The organism is Streptomyces sp. NPDC020996, from assembly GCF_040641355.1.
Lineage (GTDB): Bacteria > Actinomycetota > Actinomycetes > Streptomycetales > Streptomycetaceae > Streptomyces.
Map to the genome: position 1 here is coordinate 22028 of NZ_JBFADM010000071.1, position 18922 is coordinate 40949.

At 74.8% G+C, this 18922-nt stretch carries 15 protein-coding genes and 2 pseudogenes; 8 read left to right on the forward strand and 9 right to left on the reverse strand.

What is annotated here, in order from left to right; all coding sequences use genetic code 11:
• Positions 1 to 38: 38 nt before the first annotated feature.
• Together AB0G63_RS33490 and AB0G63_RS33495 are read left to right on the forward strand one after the other, a co-directional pair.
• Entirely contained in the window at positions 39 to 947 is a 909-nt protein-coding gene (locus AB0G63_RS33490) for a LysR family transcriptional regulator (RefSeq protein ID WP_360758207.1), read from the forward strand.
• Between the two features lie 223 nt (positions 948 to 1170).
• Positions 1171 to 3975 carry a SpoIIE family protein phosphatase gene (locus tag AB0G63_RS33495; RefSeq protein ID WP_360758210.1) on the forward strand — a complete coding sequence of 935 codons (2805 nt, stop codon included), beginning with the start codon at positions 1171 to 1173 and terminating at the stop codon, positions 3973 to 3975.
• A 39-nt stretch (positions 3976 to 4014) separates the two neighbouring features.
• On the opposite strand, the gene AB0G63_RS33500 is transcribed toward AB0G63_RS33495, so the two are convergent.
• The gene (locus AB0G63_RS33500) at positions 4015 to 5478 is read right to left on the reverse strand and encodes a hypothetical protein (RefSeq protein ID WP_360758235.1); all 1464 of its coding nucleotides are present in this window, start codon (positions 5476 to 5478) and stop codon (positions 4015 to 4017) included.
• Positions 5479 to 5712: 234 nt separating this feature from the next.
• Between AB0G63_RS33500 and AB0G63_RS33505 the strand changes: the two genes are divergently transcribed.
• Complete coding sequence (locus AB0G63_RS33505) at positions 5713 to 6930, forward strand: molybdopterin-dependent oxidoreductase (protein ID WP_360758212.1); 1218 nt, start codon at positions 5713 to 5715, stop codon at positions 6928 to 6930.
• A gap of 391 nt (positions 6931 to 7321) precedes the next feature.
• Here AB0G63_RS33505 and AB0G63_RS33510 read toward each other — a convergent pair whose 3' ends face one another.
• The 3 genes from AB0G63_RS33510 to AB0G63_RS33520 all read right to left on the reverse strand — a co-directional run bounded on the left by AB0G63_RS33510 (position 7322) and on the right by AB0G63_RS33520 (position 10067).
• Complete coding sequence (locus AB0G63_RS33510) at positions 7322 to 8107, reverse strand: methyltransferase domain-containing protein (protein WP_360758237.1); 786 nt, start codon at positions 8105 to 8107, stop codon at positions 7322 to 7324.
• 608 nt (positions 8108 to 8715) lie between these two features.
• Positions 8716 to 9330, reverse strand: a complete 615-nt coding sequence (locus AB0G63_RS33515) for a DUF2064 domain-containing protein (protein WP_360758214.1) — start codon at positions 9328 to 9330, stop codon at positions 8716 to 8718.
• Positions 9327 to 10067, reverse strand: a complete 741-nt coding sequence (locus AB0G63_RS33520) for a glycosyltransferase family 2 protein (RefSeq protein WP_360758216.1) — start codon at positions 10065 to 10067, stop codon at positions 9327 to 9329. Before AB0G63_RS33520 ends, AB0G63_RS33515 begins: the two co-directional genes overlap by 4 nt.
• Before the next feature lie 103 nt (positions 10068 to 10170).
• On the opposite strand from AB0G63_RS33520, the pseudogene AB0G63_RS33525 reads away from it, so the two are divergent.
• Together AB0G63_RS33525 and AB0G63_RS33530 are read left to right on the forward strand one after the other, a co-directional pair.
• Positions 10171 to 10863: pseudogene (locus AB0G63_RS33525) on the forward strand (response regulator transcription factor); the annotation flags it as partial.
• A 959-nt stretch (positions 10864 to 11822) separates the two neighbouring features.
• Positions 11823 to 12935, forward strand: a complete 1113-nt coding sequence (locus tag AB0G63_RS33530) for a HAMP domain-containing sensor histidine kinase (protein WP_360758218.1) — start codon at positions 11823 to 11825, stop codon at positions 12933 to 12935.
• A 77-nt stretch (positions 12936 to 13012) separates the two neighbouring features.
• Here the strand turns inward: AB0G63_RS33530 and AB0G63_RS33535 are convergent, their stop codons facing one another.
• Positions 13013 to 14002 (reverse strand): NAD-dependent epimerase/dehydratase family protein, encoded by a 990-nt coding sequence (locus AB0G63_RS33535; protein ID WP_360758220.1) that lies wholly within the window; start codon positions 14000 to 14002, stop codon positions 13013 to 13015.
• Positions 14003 to 14258: 256 nt separating this feature from the next.
• Here AB0G63_RS33535 and AB0G63_RS33540 point away from each other — a divergent pair, with 256 nt between their 5' ends.
• Genes AB0G63_RS33540 through AB0G63_RS33550 form a run of 3 tightly spaced genes read left to right on the forward strand, consistent with a single transcriptional unit; the run spans position 14259 to position 16764 of the window.
• On the forward strand, positions 14259 to 15380 hold the full coding sequence (locus AB0G63_RS33540) for an ABC transporter ATP-binding protein (protein ID WP_360758222.1): 1122 nt from the start codon (positions 14259 to 14261) through the stop codon (positions 15378 to 15380).
• Positions 15377 to 16099 (forward strand): ABC transporter permease, encoded by a 723-nt coding sequence (locus AB0G63_RS33545; protein WP_360758224.1) that lies wholly within the window; start codon positions 15377 to 15379, stop codon positions 16097 to 16099. Before AB0G63_RS33540 ends, AB0G63_RS33545 begins: the two co-directional genes overlap by 4 nt.
• On the forward strand, positions 16096 to 16764 hold the full coding sequence (locus AB0G63_RS33550; RefSeq protein ID WP_360758225.1) for an ABC transporter permease: 669 nt from the start codon (positions 16096 to 16098) through the stop codon (positions 16762 to 16764). Before AB0G63_RS33545 ends, AB0G63_RS33550 begins: the two co-directional genes overlap by 4 nt.
• A gap of 188 nt (positions 16765 to 16952) precedes the next feature.
• Here the strand turns inward: AB0G63_RS33550 and AB0G63_RS33555 are convergent, their stop codons facing one another.
• From AB0G63_RS33555 to AB0G63_RS33570, 4 genes and pseudogenes are all read right to left on the reverse strand, one after another.
• A complete protein-coding gene (locus AB0G63_RS33555; RefSeq protein WP_360758227.1) occupies positions 16953 to 17555 on the reverse strand; it encodes an ATP/GTP-binding protein in 603 nt (200 codons plus the stop codon).
• Entirely contained in the window at positions 17542 to 17958 is a 417-nt protein-coding gene (locus AB0G63_RS33560) for a DUF742 domain-containing protein (protein ID WP_360758229.1), read from the reverse strand. The genes AB0G63_RS33555 and AB0G63_RS33560 overlap by 14 nt, the downstream gene beginning before the upstream one ends.
• Before the next feature lie 34 nt (positions 17959 to 17992).
• Positions 17993 to 18469: a roadblock/LC7 domain-containing protein gene (locus AB0G63_RS33565; protein WP_360758231.1), complete on the reverse strand. Its 477-nt coding sequence runs from the start codon at positions 18467 to 18469 to the stop codon at positions 17993 to 17995.
• Positions 18466 to 18922 (reverse strand): annotated as a pseudogene (locus AB0G63_RS33570) (ATP-binding protein); the annotation flags it as partial. The pseudogene AB0G63_RS33570 and the gene AB0G63_RS33565, both read right to left, overlap by 4 nt.

Here is an 18922-nt window from a genome sequence, read left to right on the forward strand (position 1 = left end):
GTTAAGGATCCATGATGCCTTGATAGGGTTCACCTTCCATGCGGATCGAACAGCTCGAGTACCTCCAGACCGTCGCCCGGCTCGGCTCCCTGCGCCGCGCCGCCGAGGCGCTGCACCTGTCACAGCCCGCGCTCAGCGAGACCGTGCGCAATCTCGAACGCGAACTCGGCGTCGACCTGCTGGACCGCCACCGTTCGGGAACCCGCACCAGCGATGCCGGCCGCGAGCTGCTGCCGCACATCGCCGCGGTCCTGGAGGCCGTGGACCGGCTGCGCCAGGCCGCCGACCACCAGCACCAGGTCAGCCGGATGGTCAGGCTGGGCACGGTGCATGCCGCGACCGTCCCGCTGCTCGTCCCCGCCGTCCAGGACTTCCGCGCCGCACACCCGCAGACCCAGGTCGAAGTCGTCACCGCCCAGCAGGTCGACATCCACCGGATGCTCGCCGAGGGCAGCCTCGACCTGGGCCTCGTCAACTACCTCACCGGCGACGACCTGCCGCCCGACCTGGACTCCACCCAACTGCTGCGCGGTCGCCCCGTCGTCTGCCTGCACCCCGGCAGCCCGCTGGCCGCACACTCCGCCGTCAGCACCGACGCCCTGCTGCGCGAGCCCCTGATCGTCATGCGGGCCGGTTATGTGATGCACCGTTACATCCACCGGCTGCTGCGCGGCCGCACCCCGGTCTTCTCCTACTCCACCGACGGCGCCGAGATGGGCAAGCTCATGGTCGCCGAGGGCCTGGGCGCGACCGTACTGCCCGACTTCAGCGTCATCGGCGACCCGCTGGAACGCCACGGCGTGATCACCTGGCGTCCGCTCGCCGACGCGGAGAAGGACACGGAGGTGGTGATGGCCGCGGAGCGCCGCCGCTCCGGTTCGTCCGCGCGGGCCGTCCACGATCTGCATGACATCCTGCTGGACCGGGCCCGGCTGTACCGGCGCTGACGCCCCCGCCCTCCTGGGTTTCCCCACTGCGGTCCTCGTGCAGTGGCCGCGCGCGGCGGTGCGGCCGCCGGGCCGCGGACGGCGGTGTTGGTGGGGGCGCCGGGCCGCGGTGATCCCGCGTTGTGGCGTGGGTCACCTCGGTTTACGGTGGAAGATGCTTGGAGGGCTTCGCCGGTGCGGGCCGAGAGGCGGCGCGTGACCGGGCCGGCTCCAGGTGAGGGAAGTGATCCGGTTGTCCGTCTCCTGGGACGACATAGGCGGACTCGTCGATGCCCACGAACGTTTCTTGAGCGGCGCGCCCGTCGAGGCGGACGTGCGCGGCCCGGTGCTCGAGTCCTGGAAGCGCTGCCGGTTCTCCGGGGTGCGACCGCATCAGCCGCTCATCCCCTACACGCCGGACCTGGCGATGGACGACCGATTCCTGCGGGCGGCGGACCCGGTGCTCCGGGAACTGGCGGCCTCGCTGACGGACGTCGGCATGACGATCGCACTGTGCGACGCGCACGGCCGGATGACCCGGCGGCTCGGCGGGGACCGGCGGCTGCGCGACCGCCTCGACCGGGCCTGGTTCGCGCCCGGGTACGACGCCTCCGAGACGGTGGCCGGCACCAACGGCATCGGCACCGCGCTCGCCGAGCGCAGCCCCGTCTACGTCGCCGGCCGCGAGCACTTCGCCGACTGGCTGCAGCCCTTCGCCTGCGCCGGCGCCCCGGTCCGTGATCCGCTCAGCGGACGCATCGAGGCCGCCCTCGACCTCACCTGCCTACGCGACCGTGGCGACCCGGTGATGCTGCGGCTGGTCCGTGCCGCAGCACAGCACATCGAGTCCCGGCTGCTGGAGCAGGCCACGCAGAGGGAGCGTGCGCTGCTGGCCGCGTACCGACGGGCCGGTGCGCAGCCGGGCGGGTGGCCGGGACAGCCGGAAGTGCCGGGCGGCGAGGGCCGGCTGAGCCGGCTCGACCTGGCGGTGCTGCGGGAACGCGCCGAGGAGCTGATCGCGTCGCCGCATCGCACCCTCGACGACGTCACACTGCCCGACGGGCGCGTCGCCGCCCTGCTGCGCCGGCCGGTCCAGGGCCCCTCGGGGGAGACGGGCGTCGCCGTCGAGGCCCGCGTCCTCGGCGGCCCCCGCGCGACCACCCTCGACGTCACGCCGCCGCCTCCCCTCGTCGGGCCGACGGCGGAGCCGGCCCGGGCCGCCGTCGTCGTACGGGCCGTCGTCCCGCCGCTCCCTGCCGGACCGCCGGAGGCGCCCGAGCCGCCCGAGCCGTCGGAGCCGCCCGAGAACGTCGCGGACCGGGTGGGCGCGGGCGACGACGGGCGACTGGTGCTGGTCGGGGAGCCATGCGTGGGGCGGCTGGCCGTTCTGGCGCGCCGGCGGCTGGAGCTGCTGCACGAGGCCGGGGGGCGGATCGGCACCACCCTCGACGTCACGCGCACCGCCGAGGAGCTGACCGAGGTGGCCGTACCCCGGTTCGCCGACGTCGTCACCGTCGACCTGCCGGACACGGTGCTGCGTGGCGAGGAACCGGGACCGCTCGGCGCGGGCACGCGGCTGCGCCGGGTCGCCGTGGCCGCGGGGGGCGAGGCGCCGCACCCGTACGGCGTCGGCGAGCAGGTCGTGTACGAGGCCGCCGCCCCACAGGCACGCAGCCTGGAGGGCACGCATGCGGTGCTGGAGCCCGGGACGGGCGGCCGGACCGGCCGGGAGCCGCCGCCCGCATGCGCGCCCCCGGCCGGCGCCCACTCCCTGATCGCCGTGCCGCTGTCGGCGCGCGGCGTGATCCTCGGCGTGGTGAGCCTCTACCGCTGCGCGCAGCCCGCTCCCTTCGAGGACGACGACCTGTCGCTCGCCGAGGAACTCGCCGGCCGCGCCGCGATCTGCGTCGACAACGCCCGCCGCTACACCCGCGAGCATCACATTTCCCTCGCCCTGCAGCGCAGCCTGCTGCCGAAGGGACGGCCCGAGCAGAGCGCGGTCGAGGCCGCCTGCCGCTACCTGCCCGCGCGGGCCGGCGTCGGCGGCGACTGGTTCGACGTCATACCCCTCTCCGGCGCCCGCGTCGCGCTGGTCGTCGGCGACGTCGTCGGCCACGGGCTGTACGCCACCGCCACCATGGGCCGGCTGCGCACTGCCGTGCAGAACTTCTGCTCCCTTGACCTGCCGCCCGAGGACCTCCTCACGCACCTCGACGACCTGGTCGGGCAGCTCGACCAGGGCGACGGCTGGGCGGCGGGCAGCGCAGCGGAGGAGCCCTGGATCGTCGGGGCGACCTGCCTGTACGCCGTGTACGACCCGGTGTCCCGGCGCTGCTGCCTCACCCGCGCAGGACACGTGCCGCCCGCGATCGTGGGACCCGACGGGACCGTCGAGCTCCTCGACCTGCCCTCCGGGCCGCCGCTCGGGCTCGGCGGCGTGCCCTTCGAGACGGTCGAGCTGGAGCTGGCCGAGGGCAGCCAGCTGGTGCTCTACACCGACGGGCTGGTGGAGGACCGGGTGCACGACATCGACGTCGGCCTGCGGCGGCTGCGCGAGGTGCTGGCGGTGCCCGGCCGGGCGCCCGAGGACACCTGCGAGGCGGTGCTGGACGCGCTGCTGCCGGTCAGGCCGAGCGACGACGTGGCCCTGGTCGTCGCCCGCACCCGCGCCCTGGGGCCGGAGCAGGTCGCCCAGTGGGAGCTGCCCTGCGACCCGGCGGTCGTCTCCCGTTCCCGCGCCGCGGTGATCCGGCAACTCGCCGTCTGGGGCCTGGACGACCTCGCCTTCACCACCGAACTGGTCGTCAGCGAACTGGTCACCAACGCCATCCGTCACGCCACCGGCCCCGTCCAGCTCCGCCTCCTCCGTGACCGCGCGCTGATCTGCGAGGTCGCCGACGGCAGCAGCACCGCACCCCGCCTGCGCCGCGCCCGCACCGAGGACGAGGGCGGCCGCGGCCTGTTCCTGGTCGCCCGGCTGACCGAGCGGTGGGGGACGCGGTACACCGCCGACGGCAAGGTGATCTGGACGGAGCAGCGGCTGCCCTGACGCCTGTTCAGGCACGTGTCTGTCTTCACCTGCCTGTGGTCACCAGCCGGTCAGCAGGAGGTGGTTGACCAGCAGGGCGAGTGAGGCCTGGGCCGCGAGCCAGCCGCGCCGTCCGGGCAGGAACGCGCAGGCCGGCAACAGCCACCAGGCGAACGGCAGCCAGATGCGTTCCGTCTCCGCCTTGCTCATCCCGGACAGGTCGGCGACCAGGAGGGCGAGCAACGCGGCGGCGACCAGCAGCCCCAGCCGGACGGCGCCGGCTCCCGCCGTGCCGGGCTGGGTCGCGGCCCTGGCGGGCTGGGTCGCGGCCCTGGTGGGCTCGGTCGCGGCCCCGGTGGGCTCAGGAGTGGTCCCGCCGTGGCGCGCCTCGGCGGCCTTCGTCCGGCCGGACGTGACAGCCGCCCTTGTGCGCCACAGTCTCGGCTCCGTGCGCCGCAGCCTCGCCCCCGTGCGCCGCAGTCCCGCCGCGGTCGCCGGGCCCACGACGAACACCGTGCAGGCCAGGTTCGCCCACACCCAGTAGCCGTACGGCCGTACTCCGCCCGCTCCTTGGTGGTAGCGGATGACCAACAGGCGGTACGCCGCCCACCAGTCGAAACCCAGCGCGGTGAACACGGCCGGGAAGACGGCGAGTCCGGCCGGCAGGAAGGCGAGCAGGGAGAGCGGCGGGCGGGTGCGGCGGGAGCCGAGGAGCAGTACGGCCGCGGCGATCACGGCGAAGAGGGTGAGGCCGTAGGAGAGGTAGGCGGTGAGCCCGAACAGCAGGCCCGACGCGAATCCGGTCGCGCCCGGCCGGTGCCCCGTGACCGCCAGGGCCAGCAGTGCCACCGCCCAGGCGGCGACCGCCGCGAAGTAACCGTCGGCCGAGGTGCCCACCCACACCGCGCCCGGGGCCAGTGCGAGGAAGGGCGCGGCACGGCGGGCCGGCCGCTCCGCGATCAGCGCCCGTACGGCGACCAGGACCGCGGCCGGCGCGGTCGTGCCGACGGTGATGACGAAGACGCCCGCCCAGCCGCCACCCCCAAGGCCGATCCGGTCGAGCAGCACGAAGGTGACCGTGGCCGCGGGCGGGTGCCCGGCGACGTGCGCGGGCCAGTTGCCGGGCGCGTCGATGAGGATGTGGTGGGTGAAGTCCCGCAGGGCGGCAGGGATGTCGTGGAAGCGCCCGACGGCCCGCAGGTACTCGTTGCGCGTCGTGAGCTGCTCGGCGACCCCTCGGTACCAGCCGTCGACCAGGGCGAGGGACCACGTCCAGGCCGCCGCCGCCCCCCACACCGCGAACAGCAGCCGCCGCCACGGCAGTCGGGCGGCGAGCGGTACGCCGTACGCGATCACCGCGACCGCCACGGCGACCGCGGCCGGAGTACCCGGGCCGACGTGCGGCTCCCAGGTCGCGAGGAGCGGTGGCCGGCCGACCCGGAGCGAGCCGGTCCGGTCCTCCAGGGCGTTGCCGACCAGGACGGCGGCCACGACCAGCAGCGCGGCGGCCCCGGCGGCGTACAGGTCACGGCGGAGAGCCGGACCGTGGCCACGGCGGGCGTCGTCACCGGGGAGAACGTCATTGGGGAGAACGTCGTCGAGGGCGTCGTCGGGGAGGGCGTCGTCGGGGAGGGCGCGGTTCACGCCGTGAACGCTAGGGCCGGGGGCCGGGACCGGCTCGCTGACATGGGCTGACGTCAGAGTTTCGTCATGGATCGGCCGCCCTGCGCGGGGGTGCCGCGGACCTACGGTCGGGGCATGAGACGGACTCCCTTCTCGCCCGACTTCTGGCGCAGCCCTGTGCGCGGTCCCTGGTTCACCTCGGTGCTCGGCCTCGTGCTGCTCGGTGGTGTCACGGTGCTGTTCGTGACGGGCCTGCTGTCGTACGCCGCGTACAACCCGGACCTGTCCCCGGTCAACGACAAGACCCCGGACAAGGGCATCCTCGGCTTCTACCTCTTCTCCTGGCCGACCCACCCGCACTGGCTGTACCGGCTCACCCAGGGCGTCCACGTCACCCTCGGCGTCGTGCTCATCCCCGTGCTGCTGGCCAAGCTGTGGTCGGTCGTGCCCCGGCTGTTCGCGCTGCCGCCCGCCCGGTCCCTCGCGCACGCGCTGGAGCGGATCTCGCTGCTGCTCCTGGTCGGCGGCGGCCTGTTCGAGTTCACCACCGGCGTGCTCAACGTCCAGCTGGACTACGTCTTCCCCGGCTCCTTCTACCCCCTGCACTTCTACGGTGCCTGGGTGTTCTTCGCCGCGTTCCTCGCGCACGCCGTGCTGAAGACCCCGGCCGCGGTGCGGGGGGTGCGGCAACTGCGCTCGGAGAGAGGTGAGTTGACGTCTCCACGACCCGCCGAGCCGACGGTGTCCCGGCGGGGTGCGCTCGGGCTGGTCGGGGGCGGCTCGCTGGTGCTGTTCGCCACGACCGCCGGGCAGACCTCCGACGGGCTGCGGTGGACCGCCCTCCTCGCGCCGCACGGCGGTGGTGAACCGGCCGCGGGACCCGGCGGTTTCCAGATCAACAAGACGGCCGCGCGTGCGGGCATCCGGGCGGCCGAGACCCGCGAGGACGCCTGGCGGCTGGTGCTGACCGGACGCGCGGGGACGGTCCGGCTCGCCCGGGCGGAACTGCTGCGGCTCCCGCTGCACAGCGCGGCGCTGCCCATCGCCTGCGTGGAGGGCTGGTCCACCTCCGACCAGTGGTGGCGCGGGGTGCGGCTGCGCGACCTCGCCGCCCTCGTCGGACACGACGACCCCGCCGACGTTCTCGTGGAGTCGTTGCAGCGGCACGGCGCCTTCCGCCGGGCCGCCCTGCGCGCGAACCAGGTCGCCGACCCCCGCTCCCTGCTCGCCCTGTTCGTCAACGGCGAGGAACTGACCCCCGACCACGGCCACCCGGCGCGGATCATCGTGCCCGCGGCACCCGGTGTGCTCAACACCAAGTGGGTGGCCGGGATGACCTTCGGAGACCTGTGATGCGGAGACCTGTGATGCGGAGACCTGTGATGCGGGAACCTGTGATGCGGGAACCTGTGATGCGGGGACCTGTGATGCGCCGCCTCGGGAACGCCATCGGCAGTCCGCTGCGACTCCTGCTGCTCGGCGGCTCGTTCGGCCTCGCCGGCTATGCGGGCCTGCGGCTGGTCGGGTCCGCGGGGGACCGGTCCGGCGTCGTGCTGTGGGTGGTGGGGGCGGCGCTGCTGCACGACCTGGTGCTGCTGCCGCTGTACGCGGCGGCGGACCGGGCCCTGGTGCGGGCGGTGGGCCGCAGGCGGACGTGGGCCGGGTACGTCCGGGTGCCGGCGGCCCTCTCCCTGATGTTGCTGCTGGTGTGGTTCCCGCTGATCAGCGGGCGGGTCGCGGGGCGTTACGCCTCCGCCACCGGCCTGTCCCCGGACGGCTTCCTCGCCCGCTGGCTGCTGGTGACGGCCGTGCTGTTCGGCGGCTCGGCGCTGCTGTTCGCGCTGCGGCTGCGCAGGGTGACGAAGCAGCGGCCGCCCGCCGTCCACTGAGCGTCGGCACGCCAGCCCGCCCGGCCCGCGAGCCGCAGCAGGGCGGGCGTGCCGAGCCGCGCCCACGGGAAGGGCCGGCCGGCTCTCCCGCGGGCGTCGGCGACGTGCACTCTCACCCGCTCGTCGACGTCCGGCCCGGGCACCGTCTCGGCGATCAACAGGCCGCCGGGGGACAGGAGTCGGGCCACACGGTCGAGGAGTGCGCGCGGGTCGCCGCCGATGCCGACGTTGCCGTCGATCAGCAGGGCGGTGCCCCAGCGGCCCTCGCCGGGCAGCGGATCGAAGACGGAGCGGCGTAGCGCCTGGCCGCCGAGGGCCACCGTGCGGGCGACGGCGGCCTCGCTCACGTCGATGCCCAGCACCGGTCGGCCCCGTGCGCCCAGCGCCGCGACCAGGCGGCCCGGCCCGCAGCCGACGTCCAGTACCGCGCCCTCGCAGTGCCGCAGCACCTCCAGGTCGGCCGGGTCCGCGTCCGCGCACCAGCGCTCCACCTCCAGGGGGAGCAGCCAGCCGTCGGCCCGGCGCAGGAAGAGGGGGCCCCGGCCGCTGCGCAGGGCGTCGGAGTACGGGTCGGCGGACCAGGGCCCGTGCTCGTCCGCCCACCCGCCCGGCTCCGGGCCCGCTTCCCCGGCCGTTCCCAGCACGGTGGCGGCGGCGACGGTTCCCAGCACGGTGGCGGCGGTGACGGTTCCCGACGCGGCAGCCGGCCTCGTTCCGGCCGCGGTGGCCGGGACCGCACCCGTTGCGGTGGCCGGGACCGCACCCGTTGCGGTGGCCGGGACCGCACCCGTTGCGGTGGCCGGGACCGCCGCCCCTCTTGCGGTGGCCGGGACCGCCGCACCCGCTGTGGTGGCCGGGAGGGTCCCTGCCTGCCGCCCGATTCGTGGCGTGGCCTGCGCGGTGCCGCGTGCGGCCGATCCCGCCGCTGTTCCCGGCGCGGCGTCCGGGGCTGCCCCCGCCGCAGTGGCGGGGACCGCAGCCCCCGCCGTGGCGGCCGGGAGCGTTCCTGGCTGCGGTGCGACGAGTGCCGCCGTCTGTCCGGTGCCGTGTGCGGCCGGGTGTGCGGCCGTTCCCGGCGCCGCAGCCTGCACCGCCCCGGCTGCGGCGGCCAGGGCCACTGCCCCCGCCGTGGCTACCGGGGCCGTCCCTGATCGCCGCCCGACGAGTGCCGTCGGCCGGCCGGTGCCGCCGCTTGTGGTGGGGGACGCCGTGTCACCGGCGTCGTCGGCGTCTCTCCCCCTGGCACCGTTCACCCGGACACCGCCCCGAGACGCGCTCGTACCGCGGCGAAGCGGCTGCCGGGTGCCGACTCGGCCACGGCGTCCGCGTCCCGCACGGTGTCCACGTCACGCAGCCGTGGCAGCTCCCGCACCCGCAGTCCCGCGAGCCGGGCGCGCTGCGCGGCGCCGGTGTGCGGCGTCGACATGGGCACGCCGCGCAGCAGCGCCGGATCGGGGTCCGCCAGGCCCAGCGCCCAGAAGCCGCCGTCCTCGGCGGGGCCGAAGCAGGCGTCGCAGTCGGTGAAGTCGACGGAGACGGCGAGGAGTTCCGGGGTCACCTGGGGTGTGTCCATGCCGATCAGCAGCGCCGGGCCGTCGCAGCCCGCGAAGGCCGCGGCGAGCCGTTCGTCGAGGCCGCCCGCGCACTGCGGCACCACCTCGAAGCCGGCCGGCAGCCAGGCGCCGGGCTCTCCGTCCAGCACCAGCACCCGGCGCCTGGCGGGCGTCCGCGCGACCGCGTCCAGGGTGTCCGCGAGCGCCGCCTCCGCGAGGCTCGCGGCCTCGTGCGGGGTGAACGGCGGCGTCAGCCGGGTCTTCACCCGCCCCGGCCGGGGTTCCTTGGCGATGACCAGGAGCGTGGTCACGCGGCGCCTCCTTCACCGGCCGGCCCGCCGAAGGGGTCGGCGGCCGGATCGGTGAGCACCCGGCTCATGTCGCGCACCGCCTGCCAGGTGCCGCGCCAGGTCCCGGTCACCTTGGAGGAGCCGGTGCGCGGGCGGTACGGGACGTCGTACTCGGCGATCCGCCAGCCCGCGTCGGCGGCGCGGACCACCATCTGCAGGGGGTAGCCGCTGCGCCGATCGGACAGGCCGAGGGCGAGCAGCGGCTCGCGGCGGGCGGCGCGCAGGGGGCCGATGTCGTGCAGGCGCAGACCGGTGCGGCGGCGCAGCAGGCGGGCGAGGGCGAGGTTGCCGGCCCGGGCGTGCGGAGGCCAGGCGCCGCGCGTCTGCGGGCGCCGCCTGCCCAGCACCAGGTCGGCCTCGCCGGCCAGGATCCGCCGGACGAACGGCACCAGGCCGGCCGGATCGAGGGAGGCGTCGCAGTCGCAGAAGCACACGATGTCGGCCGTCGCGGCCGTCAGGCCCGCGTGGCACGCGGCGCCGAAGCCGCGCCGCTCCTCGTGCACGACGTGCGCGCCGAGGTCGCGGGCGACGCGGGCGGAACCGTCGGTGGAACCGTTGTCCACGACGAGCGCGCGCCAGCCGGGCGGGATGCGGCGCAGCACCCAGGGCAGGGCCGCGGCCTCGTCGAGACAGGGCAGGACGACGTCCACGGACGCCGTGACCGGTACTGGGGCGGAAGAGGTCGTCACCCCTCTCACCCTACGAACGCGAAACGGGCGAATCGGGCGCTTGCTCCTTACGGAAAAAGGACGTCGCGGCCCGGCGGCGGCATCGCCCCGCGTGCGGTGCGAGGCTGGCGTCATGGAGCAGCAGCCGAACACACCCGGCGGGGCCCGGGTCCTCGTCGTGGACGACGACCCCACCGTCGCCGAGGTCGTCACCGGATACCTCGACCGGGCCGGATACGTCGTCGACCGGGCCGGCGACGGCCCCGACGCCCTCACGCGGGCCGCAGCGCACTGGCCCGACCTCGTCGTCCTCGACCTGATGCTGCCCGGCATGGACGGCCTGGAAGTCTGCCGGCGGATGCGGGGCCGCGGTCCGGTACCGGTCATCATGCTCACCGCGCGCGGCGACGAGGACGACCGCATCCTCGGCCTGGAGGTGGGCGCCGACGACTACGTCACCAAGCCCTTCAGCCCGCGCGAACTCGTGCTGCGCGTCGAGTCCGTGCTGCGCCGCACGCGGCCCGTGCGGCCCTCCGGCGTCCTGCGCGCGGCCGGCCTGAGCGTCGACCCGGCGGCCCGCCGCGCCGTCAAGGACGGTGTCGAACTCGCCCTGACTGTGCGGGAGTTCGACCTGCTCGCGTTCTTCCTGCGGCACCCCGGCCGGGTCTACGGCCGCCAGGACCTGATGCGCGAGGTGTGGGGCTGGGACTTCGGCGACCTGTCGACCGTCACCGTCCACGTCCGCCGGCTCCGCGGCAAGGTCGAGGACGACCCGGCACGCCCCCGCCTGATCCATACGGTATGGGGCGTCGGCTACCGCTTCGACGGCCCCCCGACGCCGGACGCCTCCGGCGCGTCGAGGGTGTCCGGAGCTTCCGGAGCGTCCGACGGATCCCGGGCATCCGCGGCTTCCGGAGCGTCCGGAGCGTCCGGGACACCCGAAGTGTCGGAGGTGTCCGACGCCTCCGGCGCGTCGGGGGTGTCCGGCGTCCCCGGAGCGTCCATCGGATCCGGGGCGTTCGACGCATCCGGGGCTTCCAAGGCGTCCTGGGTCTCCGACGCATCAGACGCCTCCGGCGCGTCTGGGGTGTCCGGAGCTTTCGGAGCGTCCGACGGATCCGGGGCCTCCAGGGAGTCGAAGGCGTCCGCGGCCACTGACGAATCCAAGGCATCCGAGACCTCCGGGATATCCGAGGCGTCCGGAGCGTCCGACGGATCCCGGGCATCCGCGGCCTCCGGAGCCTCCGGAGCGTCCGGGGGGTCCGGTGGGTCCGACGGATCCGGGGCGTTCGACGCGTTCGACGCGTTCGACGCGTTCGACGGGGCCGAGGCGTCCGGAGTGGTGGGAGCGTCCGGGGCTTCCGAAGTGTCCGCGGCGTCCGATGCATCCGGGGCGTCCAGGGCGCCCGACGGATCCGAGGTGTCCGCGGCGTCCAACGGATCCGGGGCGTCCAACGGATCCGGGGCGTCCGACGGATCCGGGGCGTTCGACGGATCCGGGGCGTTCGACGCGTCCGACGCGTCCGACGCGTTCGACGGGGCCGAGGCGTCCGGAGCGGTGGGAGCGTCCGCGGCTTCCGAAGCGTCCGCGGCGTCCGATGCATCCGGGGCGTCCAGGGCGCCCGACGGATCCGAGGTGTCCGCGGCGTCCAACGGATCCGAGACGTCCCACGGATCCGAGACGTCCGCGGTGTCCGACGCGTTCGACGGATCGGAGGCGTCCGGGGCGTCCGAGGCATCCGGCGTATCCCGAACCCCCGACGCACCCCATGCGGAGGCGTGACCGTGCGGGACACTCTGCTCATCGCCCTGTTCGCCTTTCTCGGGGCCGGCGCGGCCGGGCTCCTCGGGGCCTGGGTGCTGCTGATGATCCGACGGCGCTCGCTCGTCGCGCACCTCGCCGTGGTCGCCGGTGTCGCCGTCACCGCGATGCTCGCGGGCACGCTCGCGGTCGCGCAGGCGATGTTCCTGTCCGGGCACGACCTGCGCGTCGTCACGACCGTCGTCGCGATGGCCGCCGTGGTCTCCCTCGCCACCGCCCTGTTGCTCGGCCGCTGGGTCGCCGCCCGCAGCCGGGCCCTCGCGCTCGCCGCCCGTTCCTTCGGTGACGGCGGCGATTTCACCTCGCCCGACGGTCCTGCGGCCGCCGAACTCGCCGCACTGAGCCGGGAGTTGGAGGCCACCAGCGCCAGGCTCGCCGAGTCCCGCGAACGCGAGCGCGCCCTGGAGTCCTCCCGCCGCGAGCTCGTCGCCTGGATCTCCCACGACCTGCGCACCCCGCTCGCCGGACTGCGCGCGATGTCCGAGGCCCTGGAGGACGGCGTCGCCGCCGACCCCGCCCGCTACCTGAGGCAGATGCGCACCGAGGTAGAACGCCTCAACGACATGGTGGGCGACCTCTTCGAACTCTCCCGCATCCACGCCGGCGCCCTGACCCTGTCCGTCTCCCGGATGTCCCTGTACGACCTCGTCGGCGACGCCCTCTCCGGAGCGGACGCCCTCGCCCGCGAGCACGGCGTACGGCTCGTCGGCGACCGCATCGAGCCGGTGCCGGTCGAGGTGGACGGCAAGGAGATGAGCCGCGTACTCGGCAACCTGCTGGTCAACGCGATCCGCCGCACCCCGGCAGACGGCACGGTCGCCGTCGCCGCGCAGCGCTCGGCCGACGGTGTGGTGGTGTCCGTCACCGACGGCTGCGGCGGCATCCCCGAGGAGGACCTGCCCCGCGTGTTCGACACCGGCTGGCGCGGCACCCACGCCCGGACGCCGCCCGCCGGGGCGGGACTCGGCCTCGCCATCGTCCGCGGCATCGTCGAGGCCCACCAGGGCCGGGCCGGCGTGCGCAACATCCCCGGCGGCTGCCGTTTCGAGGTGACCCTGCCCGCGGCCCCGACCTGAGCGCACGCGCCCCGGACGTGAGCGCACGCGCCTCCGACCTGAGCGCGCATCCCCGACACGAGCGCGCACCCCGACGCTCACCCGGCCGCCGCGAACTCCCGCATCCCCTCAGCGAACCCCACCCGCGCCGTCCACCCCAACTCCCCGCGCAGCCGCGCCGAGTCGGCGGTGACGTGCCGCACGTCGCCGAGCCGGTACGCGCCGGTGACGACCGGTTCGGGGCCGCCGTACGCCGCCGCGAGCGCCCGCGCCATCTCGCCGACCGTGCGCACCTCGCCGCTGCCGGTGTTGTACGCCGTCAGCGCGCCCTCCGGCGAACCGGCCTCCAGCGCCGCCACGTTGGCGGCGGCCACGTCCCGTACGTGGACGAAGTCCCGCCGCTGGCAGCCGTCCTCGTAGACCTGCGGCGCGACGCCGCGCGCCAGCGCCGAGCGGAAGAAGGAGGCCACGCCGGCGTACGGGGTGTCGCGGGGCATGCCCGGCCCGTACACGTTGTGGTAGCGCAGCGACACCGCCGAGCCGCCCGTGGCCCGCGCCCACGCCGCCGCCAGGTGCTCCTGGGCGAGCTTGGTCGTGGCGTACACGTTCCGCGGATCGGCGGGAGCGTCCTCCCCGACCAGCCCGGGGGCGAGGTCCGCCCCGCACACCGGGCAGGGCGGTTCGAAGCGGCCCGCGTCCAGGTCGGCCACGGTCCGCGGCCCCGGCCGCACGGTCCCGTGCCGGCCGCAGGTGTACCGGCCCTCGCCGTACACCACCATCGACCCGGCGAGCACGAGCCGCCGTACGCCCGCCTCCGCCATCGCGGTCAGCAGTACGGCGGTGCCGAGGTCGTTGCGGGAGACGTACTCCGCCGCGTCCGCGAAGCCGGCGCCGAGCCCCACCATCGCCGCCTGGTGGCACACGGCGTCCACACCGGTGAGGGCGCGGCGGACCGATTCCGCGTCCCGTACGTCGGACGGGGGATCGGCCCGGACGTCGAGGACGACGGTTTCGTGGCCCCGCGCCCGCAGCGCCCGCACGACATGGGACCCGATGAACCCGGCACCGCCGGTGACCAGTACACGCATGGCCCAACGCTAGGCCGCCGAACCGCCGCCGGGGCCGGACCCGACCCGGCACGTCACCGGTCCGTAAGACCTGCGCACCGTCAGATCCGCGCCCCCGTCAGGCCTCCGGCGTGACCGGACCGCGCCGTGATCTCGACGAGAGGACGCGACACGAGAGGTCTAGACTCTCCACCCAGCGGCCCGCGTGACCGTGGCCGGGAGCGGGCAGCACGAGCGGGCAGCACCTGCTGCCAGACCCGAAGGGGTATTCGGCGCTTTGATACGGATAGATTCAGTCACCAAGCGGTACCCGGACGGGACGGTCGCGGTCGACGATCTCTCGCTGGAGATACCCGACCGCTCCATCACCGTGCTCGTCGGTCCGTCGGGCTGCGGTAAGACCACGACCCTGCGCATGATCAACCGGATGATCGAGCCGAGCGCGGGCACCATCCGCCTCGACGGCAAGGACATCCAGCAGCAGCCCGTCAACACCCTTCGCCGGTCCATGGGTTACGTCATCCAGAACGCCGGCCTCTTCCAGCACCGTACGATCCTCGACAACATCGCCACCGTCCCCCGGCTGCTCGGCTGGAGCAAGCAGGACGCGCGGGCGCGGGCCCGGGAGCTGATGCAGCGGGTGGGGCTCGACGAATCACTCGCCCGGCGGTACCCTTACCAGCTCTCCGGCGGCCAGCAGCAGCGCGTCGGCGTGGCGCGCGCCCTCGCCGCGGACCCGCCGGTGCTGCTGATGGACGAGCCGTTCTCGGCCGTCGACCCGGTCGTGCGCAAGGGGCTGCAGGACGAACTGCTGCGCATCCAGGGCGAGCTGGGCAAGACCATCGTCTTCGTCACGCACGACATCGACGAGGCCGTCAAGATCGGCACGATGGTCGCCGTGATGCGCACCGGCGGCCGGCTCGCCCAGTTCGCGCCGCCCGCCGAACTGCTGTCCAGCCCCGCGGACGACTTCGTCGAGGACTTCCTCGGCGCGGACCGGGGCATCCGGCGGCTGTCCTTCTTCTCCTCCGCCGGCCTCGACCTGCTCACCACCCCGATCGTCGCCCTGGACTCCACCGCCGAGCAGATCGCCGCCCGCGACACCGGGGACGCGCCCTGCCTCCTCGTGACCGACCTGGACGGCCGGCCGCTCGGCTGGAGCGAGCCGCGCGACCTGGTCGCCGGGCAGATCGACCCCGGCCGGCTCATCGCGCACGGGCGGCCCTTCGTGGCCGGCGCCGACTCGCTGCGCGCCGCGCTCGACTGCGCCGTGCTCTCGCCCACCGGCTGGGCGGTCGCGGTGGACGCCGAAGGCCGGGCGGCCGGCGTCGTCTCGCAGCAGGCGATCGCCGAGGCCATCCGCGGGGCGCACGAGGAGAGCGCGAAGGTCGCCGGATGAACGGCTTCTTCGACGTCCCGAGCGACCTGCAGAACACCTACTGGGGCCTGGTCGGCCTGCACCTGCGCGAGGCGCTGATCCCGGTGCTGGCCGGACTGCTGGTGGCACTGCCGATCGCCCAGGCCTGCGTGCGGCTGCGCTGGCTGTACCCGCCGGTGCTCGGGGCGGCGACCGTGCTGTACGCGATCCCGTCGCTCGCCTTCTTCGTCGTCCTCATCGACTACACCGGCCAGAGCGAGACCACGGTGATGATCCCCCTGGGCGTCTACAGCCTGGTGGTGTTCATCCCGGCGATCGTGGAAGGGGTCCGCTCGGTGCCCCAGGAGACCCTGGACGCCGCGACCGCCATGGGCTTCGGCCCCGTGCGCCGCTACCTCCAGGTGCAGCTGCCGATCGCGGCGCCCGCGATCATCGCCGGACTGCGGGTGGCGACGGTGTCGAGCATCTCCCTGGTCAGCATCGGCATGCTGATCGGCAACCAGGGCGGACTCGGCAACCTCCTCAACGACGGCATGATCTACCACCAGCCGCGCCTGGTGTGGCTGTCGGTGAACGGCACCGCCGTCCTCGCCATCGTCGCGGACGCCCTGCTGGTCCTGCTGCGCGTGCTGGTGACGCCGTGGATGCCGCGCGGCGGCACCGGCAGGACCCGCCCCGCCGACGAGCCCGACGCCCGGCCCGAACCGGCCGCGGCCGCACGGGAGAAGGCCGCCCGGTGAACATCCTCCACTTCGTCAACGCCTTCTTCAGCGACGGCGCCCACTGGCACGGCTACGACGGCATCCCCACCCGGCTGCGCGAGCACGTCCAGTACTCGCTGATCGCGCTCGGCGTCGCCGCCGCCATCGGGCTGCCGGTCGGCCTGGTCACCGGGCACACCGGCCGCGGCGGCAACGCCCTCGCGTTCGTCGCCACGGCCGCCCGCGCGCTGCCCAGCTTCGGCCTGCTGGTGCTGATGTTCGTGCTGCTCGGCCTCGGCCTGCTGCCCGTGATGATCCCCCTCGTCGTCCTCGCCGTCCCGCCGATCCTGGTCACCACCTACGAGGCGGTGCGCTCGGTCGACCCCTCACCGGTGGACGCGGCGCGGGGCATGGGCATGACCGAGCCGCGGGTCCTGTTCCAGGTCGAGCTGCCGGTCGCGCTCCCGCTGATCCTCAGCGGCCTGCTCTCGGCGGCCGTCCAGATCGTCTCCACGGCCACCATCGCCGCCTACGTCAGCCTCGGCGGCCTCGGCCGCTACATCGTCGACGGCCTCTACCAGCGCGACTACGAGAAGGTCGTGGGCGGCGCCACCCTGGTCGCGCTGCTGGCCCTGGTGACGCTCGGCGCGTTCTGGGCGGTGACCCGGCTCGTCGTGTCGCCCGGGGTGCGCCGCGGCCGCTGACGCCCGGGGTGCGTCGCGGCGGCCGACGGTCGGGGTGCGTCGCGGCGGCCGACGGCTGGGGTGCGTCGCGGCGGCCGACGGCCGGAAGGACCGCGGGCCCGGGGCGGAACCTCCATCCGCCCCGGGCCCGCTTGCTCGCGCACTCGGCCCGTGCCCGGCCTCTCCTCGTGCCCCCGGCCGGCCCGTTCTCAGCCCTCCGCGCGGGCCAGCGCCAGCTCCAGGACGACGAGCAGCGCGTCACGCACCGAGCCGCGCTCACGGGCGTCGAACACCACGACCGGGACGCGGTCGGCGACGTCCAGCGCCCAGCGGATCTCCTCCAGCGTGTACGGGACCTTCCCGTCGAAGGCGTTCACCGCCACCGCGAAGGGGATCCGCCGGTGCTCGAAGTAGTCGACGGCCGTGTAGCAGTCGTCGAGGCGGCGCGGGTCGACGACGACCAGGCCGCCGATGGCGCCCTCGACGATGTCGTCCCACATGAAGCCGAAGCGCTCCTGGCCGGGCGTGCCGAACAGGTACAGCTTGAGCGTCGGGTCGATGGTGATGCAGCCGAAGTCCATCGCGACCGTGGTCGTGGTCTTGCCCGGGGTGCCGGTCAGGTCGTCCACGCCCGCCGCGACCTCGGTGATGGCGGCCTCGGTGGTCAGCGGCTCGATCTCGGAGATGGCGCCGACGGCGGTGGTCTTGCCCACGCCGAAGCCGCCCGCGATCACCATCTTGACCGGCAGCGGCGGTCGTACGGCGGCCGCACGGGCGGCTGAAGGGCGCGTGGCCGGTTCAGTCGGTGTCACGGACTACCCCTCGGGAGTCGGGGATGGCACGCAGGGCGTCGATCACCCTGCGCAGGACGGTGGCGTCGTGGACGTCGCCGGAGACGGGGATGTGCACCGTCAGGTGGCCGGCGGCGCGCAGGTCCTCGGCCAGGATGCGCACGACGTTGAGGTGGAGCCGCAGCCGGGCCGCGATCTCCGCGATGGACTGCGGCAGCCGGCAGGCGGCGACGATGTCGTGCTGCTCGAAGGAGAGCCCGTCGAGCCCCGCGAGGCCCTCGGCGGTCGCCACCACCTGGGTCTCCACGGGTACCGGCCGGCCCGGCGCGGTGGGCGCCACCCGGCCGGCGGTGACGAGGAACGGCCGTACGGCGGGGGCGGGGCCGACCGGCTCCCGGCCCGGGTGCGGGGAGCCGTCCGCCATGGATTGTCTTCCTCCTCGGCCGGGCCCGGCCCGGTCAGCGCATCGACGCGGAGCCGACGCTGTTCTTCAGCTCGAGCACCAGCTGTGGGCTGAGCGCGCTGCCCGCCCGGTTGGCGAACAGCGTCATCTCGTAGGCGATGTTGCCCAGCTTGGCCTCCTTGTCGGTGACCACGCCGAGGACGGCGCCGCTGCCGATCGCGGAGACCAGCACATGGCCGCCCTCGAGGTCGATGATGACCTTGTTGAGGCCGCCCAGACCGTAGTTGCCGGAGGCGCCGGCGGCCAGGCTGGTGATGCCGGAGACGATCGCCGCCAGCCGCTCGGAGTCGGCGTGCTCGCGCAGCGCCGACACGGCGATGAGCAGGCCGTCGGAGGACACCGCGATGGCGTCGACGACGCCCGCGGTCTCGGTGGCGAACCGGTTGAGCAGCCACGTGAAGTCGGCTGCGGCGGCCTGAAGGTCGGTCGGCGTGGTGCCTCCCGTCGGGGTGTCACCTGACGGCGTGCTCACTGCTCAGCTCCTTCCGGGAGGTCCTTCTGATGGTGCCGGCCAGAGGTGGTCGGGTGGGTGCCGCTGTCGCGGTTCGCGCGCTCCACGGCCGCCTCGAACTCGTCGAGCGCGGCGCGGACCGCTTCCGCGTCGGCGGGCCGGGGGGCCTGCCGTGCCGCCTGCCGGTCGGCGTCGGCGGTGGTCCGGAGGGTGGCACCGCGCACGCGGCGGCGCAGGGGACGGGCGGTGCCGTCGCCGGACGGAGCGGGGGACCGCGTCGTCTCCGGAGACGTCGTCCCGGTACGGGCCCTGGGGATGAACGGAATTCCACCCGACGGGGTTCCGGCGGTTCCGGCCGTGTCGGCCGTTCCGGCCGTCCCGGCCGTGTCGGCCGTGTCGGCCGTGTCGGCCGTGTCGGCCGTGTCGGCCGTGTCGGCCGTGTCGGCCGTGTCGGCCGTGTCGGCCGTGTCGGCC

Excerpts from the sequence above, each read along its gene's own strand:
- AB0G63_RS33490 (WP_360758207.1), top strand. The coding sequence starts at position 39 with ATGCGGATCGAACAGCTCGAGTACCTCCAGACCGTCGCCCGGCTCGGC.
- AB0G63_RS33505 (WP_360758212.1), top strand. The coding sequence starts at position 5,713 with ATGAGACGGACTCCCTTCTCGCCCGACTTCTGGCGCAGCCCTGTGCGC.
- AB0G63_RS33535 (WP_360758220.1), bottom strand. The coding sequence starts at position 14,002 with ATGCGTGTACTGGTCACCGGCGGTGCCGGGTTCATCGGGTCCCATGTC.
- AB0G63_RS33545 (WP_360758224.1), top strand. The coding sequence starts at position 15,377 with ATGAACGGCTTCTTCGACGTCCCGAGCGACCTGCAGAACACCTACTGG.
- AB0G63_RS33560 (WP_360758229.1), bottom strand. The coding sequence starts at position 17,958 with ATGGCGGACGGCTCCCCGCACCCGGGCCGGGAGCCGGTCGGCCCCGCC.